Origin of the sequence: Cupriavidus sp. SK-4 (assembly GCF_000611125.1) — a bacterium.
GTDB classification, from domain to species: Bacteria; Pseudomonadota; Gammaproteobacteria; order Burkholderiales; family Burkholderiaceae; genus Cupriavidus; species Cupriavidus necator.
The window spans coordinates 20,282-28,298 of record NZ_JFJW01000003.1 but is presented as its reverse complement, the minus strand read 5'-3'; the positions used below and the strand labels follow the sequence as shown (position 1 = coordinate 28,298).

5 protein-coding genes and 1 tRNA gene are annotated in these 8,017 nt (G+C 64.1%); all 6 read right to left on the bottom strand.

Annotated elements, in window-relative coordinates:
- On the bottom strand, positions 1 to 639 hold a 639-nt coding region (locus tag CF68_RS37870), incomplete at its 3' end, for an SLC13 family permease (RefSeq protein WP_035815190.1).
- A gap of 559 nt (positions 640 to 1,198) precedes the next feature.
- Positions 1,199 to 1,274 (bottom strand) — tRNA-Ile (locus CF68_RS00495).
- A gap of 119 nt (positions 1,275 to 1,393) precedes the next feature.
- Positions 1,394 to 1,861: a hypothetical protein gene (locus CF68_RS00490; protein WP_035815187.1), complete on the bottom strand. Its 468-nt coding sequence runs from the start codon at positions 1,859 to 1,861 to the stop codon at positions 1,394 to 1,396.
- Positions 1,862 to 2,208: 347 nt separating this feature from the next.
- Positions 2,209 to 2,562 carry a hypothetical protein gene (locus CF68_RS00485; RefSeq protein ID WP_035815184.1) on the bottom strand — a complete coding sequence of 118 codons (354 nt, stop codon included), beginning with the start codon at positions 2,560 to 2,562 and terminating at the stop codon, positions 2,209 to 2,211.
- A 210-nt stretch (positions 2,563 to 2,772) separates the two neighbouring features.
- Positions 2,773 to 4,158 carry an FAD-binding oxidoreductase gene (locus tag CF68_RS00480; RefSeq protein WP_051591339.1) on the bottom strand — a complete coding sequence of 462 codons (1,386 nt, stop codon included), beginning with the start codon at positions 4,156 to 4,158 and terminating at the stop codon, positions 2,773 to 2,775.
- Between the two features lie 121 nt (positions 4,159 to 4,279).
- Positions 4,280 to 7,540 carry an AAA family ATPase gene (locus CF68_RS00475; protein ID WP_035815177.1) on the bottom strand — a complete coding sequence of 1,087 codons (3,261 nt, stop codon included), beginning with the start codon at positions 7,538 to 7,540 and terminating at the stop codon, positions 4,280 to 4,282.
- Positions 7,541 to 8,017: the final 477 nt, after the last annotated feature.

The window sequence follows — 8,017 nt, the reverse complement described above, 5'->3', positions numbered from 1 at the left end:
GGCCGCCTGCGGCACTGCCGCCGGCGCCGATTTCCGCATCAGGCGCAGGCCGCCGAATGCGACGAACAGTCCCGCGGCCACGGCAAGGTTGACACCCAGGCTGGCAAAGGCCGTCGCCATCTCGTTCAGCGGCAGGCCTGCCTTCTGCACGATCTTGTTGGTGATGCCGCCATAGATGCTGATCGGCGAGAAGCCGCCGCCCTGCGCACCGTGGATCACCATCAGGCCCATCAGCAGCGGGTTGATGCCGTAGCGCGCGGCGAACCCCAGCGCGATCGGCGCTATGATTGCGACCGCTGCCGGGCTGACCGCGCCGACCGAGGTCAGCACCGCCGCGATCATGAACATGATCCACGGGATCGCCGCGATCCGGCCGCCCACGGCGCGTACGGCAAGCTTCACCAGCCAGTCGATGGTGCCGTTGTTCTGCGCCACAGCGAACAGGTATGTGATGCCGACCAGCGTCAGGAACAGGTCGGCGGGGAAGCCGGCCAGGATAGCCTTGGCCGGCATGGCGGCAACCAGCGTGCCGACCAGGAACGCGCCGACAAAGGCCAGCGCGCCCATATTGATGGGCAGGACCGTGGCGATGACGAACATCAGCCCCAGGACAGAGATGGAAATCAGGTGTTGCGACATAGCGGCTCCGTCGCGGCAGGCGCGCCGGGGCGCCCATCGCTTGGTAGAAATGGCGTGGGATTGGTTTTCGGCTGGAACTGCCGAAAGTGATGCGCCGCTACGGCAAGGTGTGGAAGGGGTAGGCCGTCACATGCGTCTCCTTGGTGGATATGGCCTCGCTTGAATACTTCAAGTCGGCGCCATTTTTGAGTCTTGCTTTTGAGCCAAGAATAAGGTGGCGGACAATGAGCATCAATTAAGGTGCGGGGGCAATCCTTACGGAGACCGGAATAGCATCGGGAGGGCGAGACGGATCGCGAGAGACGAGTGGCGAGACGGTCGCAGGACCTTTGTGCCCGGCAACCAGGCTTGACGCGGATCTATTTACCGCCCCTCCTTTATGCCACGCAGGGGTCCTGCACCACCGTGCCGGCCGAGCGCAGCCAGTGCCAGACCATCGACTTGACCGCGTATACAGGATCAGTTGCTGATCAAACGTAAAATCAAGGATGGCTCACGTTACCCGCCGGCGATCAACGCGACATGAAGGACGGAGTTTTGTCAGACTGGTGGTGAATAGCGGGCCTCCCGTGAGTCGAACACGGCACCAACGGACTATGAGTCCGCTGCTCTGACCAGGCATGAGCTAGAGGCCCAATTGGAAGGGGGTAAAGCCGTCAGCACAAAGTTCGTCGGCCTCAGCTTTTCTCAGCAGTACCCCCATCTTGCATCATTCGGCTGGTTGGCGACATCGCGTTACCAGCCGAGGCAAGGATCACGCCGACGCTTCAGGCGACGCTACAGCCGGAACCACTTTCTTCGCCGAAGCCCGTTTTTTCGTCACGGATTTCACTGCGACCGCCTTCGGGCCTGCTTTCGCGGCGACCTTGCCCTTAGTAGCGGGTGCGGCCTTTTTCGCGACTGCTTTCGTTACGGCAGCTTTATTGCCCGTCGCCTTCTTGGCGCCTGCAGCCTTGGCCTTCTTTGCCAAGAGCTTGTCCTTTGCGGCTTGCTTTTCAAAGCGTGCCGCGGCCTTTGCGGCTTCCACGGCCTGGGCAACCTCGCGCTTGGCCGCTTCAATTGCCTTCTTCGTGTCGGCGCGCAGCTTCAGCAAGCGCTTCTTCGCTGCCTGTGCCTCACGGGCAAGCACGCTGGCCTTCTTCGTTGGCACTGCCACCTTCTTTGCGGCAGGTTTGCCCTTGGCAGTTGCACTTACCCGTGTCGTTTTAGTTGCTGCGACCATGTTTGGTTATTCATCGTTGTGAGTGAAGCGCGGAGTATAACCGCACGGTGGCATTACATAATAGAGGTCAGTTTCTTCTTTATGTTGCGTCCAAGCGCGATCAGTCGGCGGCCGAGATACTGCCCCCTCTTCCGCAGCGCTTTCTCATTGGTATGTGGCAGGTTTGCCAACTCAAATGGCAAAGCATCGAACATGGCAATGCGATTTGACTACACCCCTGTCGATTGGGACTTGGTTGCCTGACGGCAGGGTTGCGGCATATCGGGGCATGCCCGAGTCATGGCGCATACCCCCGCGCCTGGACAACGGAGCGGGCCCAGACCAACCGCCCCGTTGCCCTGCCCTGCTCAGGACAGGCATTCCCCGCTGTCGCGCGCATCGCTGCGCGCGCCGTCGGTGAAGCCATCGCGCGAGCTGATGCGGGCGCCATCGGTATAAGGGTCAGGCTTGCGCATGCCGTCCAGGTACGGATCAAAGCCACGGATCGCACACACGGACCTGCCCTGATGCGCGACCACGGGCAGCATGGTGGCCTCGGTGGGCGCACTGTGCGCGCCATCGGTAAAGGCGTCGCGCTGGCCGCTGTGTCCCGGCGCGGCAACGATCAGCCCATCGGCATAGGCACCGGCGTGGGCGGCCTGGCTGAGCCCGGCGGCAAGTGCGGCGGCGGCAAGCAGGGTCTTGGCAAGGGTCTTATGCATTGCTATCTCCAACAGGCGTGTCGGCGGCGTTGCCGCGACGGCACTCCTCGTGCAGGCGATCAGCTACGGAACAGTATGGCCCGCACGGGATCGCCTCTGCCGTGCAAGCCGTTGCCTGGCGTGGGCCGGCTGCCATCCCATCGTGGCAGCGGCGTCGCGCCGGACTCCTGGATAAGGGGTACCTGCGCCCCATGTCGCAAGCGTGGTGCGTCAGGCGGGCCTGATGTTCTGATTCACGCGGAACAGGTTGGCCGGGTCGTATTTGCGCTTGATCTCCGCCAGTCGAGCATAGTTGTCGCGATAGGACGCCTTCACGTTGTCATTGCCCTCGTCCATCATCATGTTGATGTAGCCGCCGCCGGCAGAGTGCGGATGCAGGGCCAGCCAGTAGTCCTTCGCCCACTGCACGATGCGATCGTTGTTGGCCGGGTCGGGATCCACGCCGACAATAACGCTGGCAAAACTGGCATCGCGGTAGCTGAAGGCCGTGTCGTCGCAACTGGCGCGATGCGCTGCACCATTGATCGGATACAGGTGCATGGTCGAGTGCATCGACGGCAACTGCTGCGCGTACTTGATGTGCAGATCGATGGCCTTGTCGCTCAGGTCGCTGACGAAGTCGGCTTTCCAGTACCACTGCAAGCCCGCCGGATACAGTCCGTCGAACAGGCCCTGCAGGACAGGCCAGGGTATTGGCCCGGCAAAGTCCACCGCCGGCGGCATGGCCTCGCGAATCGGACGGAAATGCGTTTCGGCCTGGTCGAGCGGGCCGGTGTAGCACCACACCACGGCGCACATCTTCTGCAGGTGAACTTCCTCCGGGAAGGGCGCTGCGGGCGGCACCGTGACGAAACCGAACCAGCCATTGATGTCCTGCGGCGCACTCAGGATGAAGTCGCGCCACCATGTCATCAGCTCGCGTGCCTGCTCCATCGGCCACAGCATCGGGCCGCCATAGACCGTGGCTACGGGATGGGCCTTGAACTCGAACGACGTCACCACGCCGAAGTTGCCACCGCCGCCGCGCAAAGCCCAGAACAGGTCGGCGTTTTCGTCCTCGCTTGCGGTGACGACGCGCCCGTCGGCCAGAACGACCTCGGCGCTGAGCAGATTGTCGATCGTCAGGCCATAAGCGCGGCTGAGGTAGCCGATGCCGCCGCCGAGCGTCAGTCCGCCCACGCCAGTGGTCGAGATGAAGCCACTCGGCGTCGCCAGCCCATAGGCACTGGCGGCGTGATCCACATCGCCCCAGGTGCAGCCACCGCCAACCCGCAGTGTCTTGCGTCCGGCATCGACAAACACGCCCTTCATGGGCGACAGGTCGATCACCAGTCCACCATCGCATGTGCCGAGCCCGGCGCCATTGTGCGCGCCGCCACGCACGGCCAGCAGCATCCCGCTGTCACGCGCGGCGTTCACCGCCGCGATGACGTCCGCAACATCGACGCAGCGCGCGATGATCGCAGGACGCTTGTCGATCATGCCGTTGTACACGGCACGCGCCTGGTCGTAAGCCGCGTCGCCCGGCTGAATCAGTTGTCCCCGAAAATGCGCCTTGAGTGCGCTTGCGACGGGTTCGCTCAACGAAGCTTCCATGGTTGTCTCCTGTCCGGTTGGTATGCAGGAGTTTTAGCAACCTCGGCGTTTCGAAAGCGTTAGGTGAACCGTTACATGGAGATTCTTCCCCTCGGACCGGCGCGCGGTGGTCAAGCCGAGACTAACGCGCGAGTAACGCCCGCGCCTTGACGATGTCGGGTTGATCGAAGCCCTCGGTGAATCGCGCAAGCGGCGCCTCGACCACCTCATGCGCATTGACGCGCCCCTGCGAGGTTCGCAGCGTTGTCAATGACAGGGTGGCACGCAGTTCAAGCGGTAGCGCGTGCTGGGCTGTGGCGATCTCGATCGCCTTGATCAGCGATGACTCGGCTTCGGCGAGGTTGGCGCTGCTGCATAGCAGCAATTCACCGCGCAGACGGTACAGCTCGGCGTCCACCCAGTGCTCGCCAGTGCGCCCGGCGCATTCGAACGCGTGGTCCAAAGCCGCCAACGCAGCCTCGGTCTCTCCTACGTCGCCCAGGCATTCAGCCAGCATGGCCAGATAGAGCGGCAGACGCAGGCGTGCGCCCGTTGCGTGAAAGCCCTCGACCGCCGCCTGCATCGCCACCACGGCGTCGGCGCCGGGCGCCTGTTTCGCGTTCGCCCAGGCGAGGAGTATGCCTGCCCAGGCAAGGTAGTAGCCTACGTGGTACTGTTCGGCGATCTCGTGTGCCTGGCGGGCATAGTGCAGCGTGAGACCGTGCTCATGTCGCAGCGCATGCTGCGTCGCGAGATATGACAGCGCGAGCGCCTGGGAGAACGGGTGTGCTACCCGGTTCGCCACCTCCAGCGCTTCGCGTCCACGCTGAAGGGCCTGATCGGCAAGCCCCCTGAACCACAATGCGTGCGCCGACCACGCGGCGGCCAGCACGCCGAAGTTACCGCCCATCAGGGACGCATGCTCGGCGTGCTGGGCCTCGTCATAAGCGCGGTGCGCGCGTTGATACGCGGGCTCGGCAGCCATCCAGTCGCCTTGCTGGACCAGGCTACCCATGACGCTGGTCCATGCCATCACCGAGTAAGTACCGGAGCCCAGCGGCCCCAATCCCGCAATCAGTTCCTCGCTCAGGCTACGTGCCTGTGCAAGTTCCGCCCTCACTACCAGGAAAAATGAAAGGCTGACCTGGGCGCGTGCTTGCTGACTGGTGTCACCCGCCAGCCGGCTCAGTTCCACCGCGCTTCGCAGCGGCGCCTCCAGTTCTGGGGCTGCCCAGCCTCGGGCGATGCGAATCGGTGGCGCAAGGTCGAGTTGCAGGGCCAGCGATTGACTGGCGCGCTCCTGCGGATCGGCAATCCGGTCCGCTTGCACCAGCCCGCGCGTCAGCAATGCAATGGCATCGTCATAGGCATACACACTCTGCGCAACACCGGCCGCGCGCCGATAGAACGCCGCCGCCTGGGCTGGCAGGCCCGCCCGCTCATAGTGCGAGGCGATCTGCGCGCTTGCCGCGTCGGGCGCATCGCCTGACGCCTGCTCGAACGCTCGCGCCACGCGCAAATGCAGGCGGCGGCGCTGCAGCGGACTCACGTCGGCGTATGCCACGTCGCGGATCTTGTCATGGCTGAAGTCAAACGCCAGGCCGTCAGCGTCGGTCTGGCGCACGATGCGCCGCTGCCACAGCTCGTCCAGCGCGCCTGCCAGGGCATCCTCGCCGAGGTCGCTTGCCTGGGCGAGGATGTCGGTCGTGAACGCCCGTCCAATGATTGCAGCAACCCCGACGATTTCGCGGGCGCCCGGAGGAAGCTGTGCCAGCCGGTTTGAGATGATGGTGTAAACCTTGGGCGGCAACTTCGACGCCATGCCGCCCTGTGCGTCCCCGACCGGCATGGTGTCGGAGCGAGCCCGCATCATTTCGACCGCAAACAGCGGGTTACCCTCGCTCTCCTCGAACAGCCGGGTTGCCTCCGTGTCGGCCAGCGGCCGGTCCAGGATCTGGGCCGCTATCTTTGCCGTTTCGGCGGCGTCGAGTGTCCCCAATGAGATCTCGATGAACTGGTCGTCGCGGCGTAGTGCGTCCAGCAGCCGGTTCGCCGCGTGCAGCGGCATGATTTCCTCTGGGCGCGCCGTTGCGACCACCATAAGCCTTGCCGCCGCGTCGAAACGCATCAGGAAGCGCAGCCATTCGAGCGTCTCGCCGTCGCACCATTGCAGGTCGTCGAGCAGCAAGAGAAGCGGCCCACCTTGTGCAAGCACCGCTCGCGCAAGCGCCTCGAAAAACCGTTGGCGTTGCCAGTATTCGGTAAGAGGCGACGGCGGCGACAGTCCGGATTGCTGCGTGAGGAGTTCGGGCAACAGGCGCGTGACCTCGGTCAGCCACAGTCTGTCGAGCTTGCCGATCGCGCCACTCAGGCCAGGGCTGCGCAGCCAGCCGGTCACCGGCGCAAACGCGAGCTGTCCCTCGGCCGCATAGGCGCGCGAATGCGCCACGGTGATGCCTTGCTCGGCCAGATGGACCAGCAGTTCCTCCGCCAGGCGCGATTTGCCGATGCCGGCTTCGCCCAGGATCAGGACAAACTGCTTGTCGCCCAGCTGGGTACGCTGCCAGACTTCAAGCAGCCGGCGCCATTCGCCATGCCGGCCAATCATTGGCAGCATCGCATCCCGCGGGCGTTGGCGCTGCATTGACGCAGCCTGCGCAGCCAATCGCGCATAGGCCTCGCGCATGGGGTCGCCGGGCAGGACGCCCAATTCGCGAGCGAGCGTTTCCACACAGCTACGATAGGCGCGCATGGCCGATGCGTGATCGTGGTTCAGCGCGTGCAGGCGCATCAGCGCCAGGCAGGTGGGCTCGCGGCACGGGTCGAGCCGCTGCAACTGCTGTGTGTATTTCAACGCCTTTGCATAGTCGCGCCGGTCCTCACTCAGTTGACCGAGGCGCGCGAGCGCCGCGATGCACTGTTCGCGCAACCTTTCGCGCTCGGGGTGGATCCACTCGTCATAGCAGTTGGCCAGCAGGTCACCGCGATAGAGATCCGCGGCATGCGTCAGCAGCTCTTCTTCAGCGCCTGCGTCGCCGTGCCTCAAGGCCCTGGCCGCAGCCGCAAGCGCGGACTGGAACTGCGCTACATCGAGGTCGAGCGGCGAATCGGGCAGCCATCGCACCGTTTGCGCATCGGCATGGACAAACTGATCTGCCTCCGGCCAGGTCTTGCGCAGCTGAAACAGCAGTTGGCGCAGGGCATTGCGCGCCTGCGCCTGCGAGGAATCAGGCCAGAACAGTACGGCGAGCTGCTGCCGCGTCTGCGGTGCGTCGCGATGCAGGACAAGGCAGGCGAGCAGCGCCTGCAAGCGGGGGGAGTTTGCGTTAAACAGGGGCGCGCCAGCGCCGTCGAGCTGGAACTCGCCAAACAAACGGACGGAGAAGCGGGCCTGCGAAGTCATGCTGGAGCGCAATGCGGCACAATGCGATGGGGAGCTCCTGTAGGCAGCGTGCGGTGCGCACTGCGCTAGCGCTCGTGCGGGAACTCTCCAACACCCAAGCCCGCGCGAGCGCAATTCATGACTATACTCGCGTTGGCGCGTCCCATCCGGCCAACATCGACGAGCAGTCACTCCCTTTCCCGCTAGGTCCTAGCCGAAGACCTCGGATGCGTCCGTCATCAGTCTAAGCCCATGGGCTCGGATTCGCTCCTGGGCACGCCGGGCAAAGACTGATGCATCCAGGTTTGACCCGAGCTTCCGTACGCCGTGGGAGACTCGCCGAAAAATGAAATCAACTTCGTTTTCGGTGAAGTCGCCGTAGGCAAGGTATGCCCTCAGCATCTGGTTAAGGTAGGCATCACACTCACTTCGCTGCAATACGAGTGCGCTTGCCAGCAGAGACCGCGAGTGCCACCGCAGCCACCGGCGTCTCCAGTG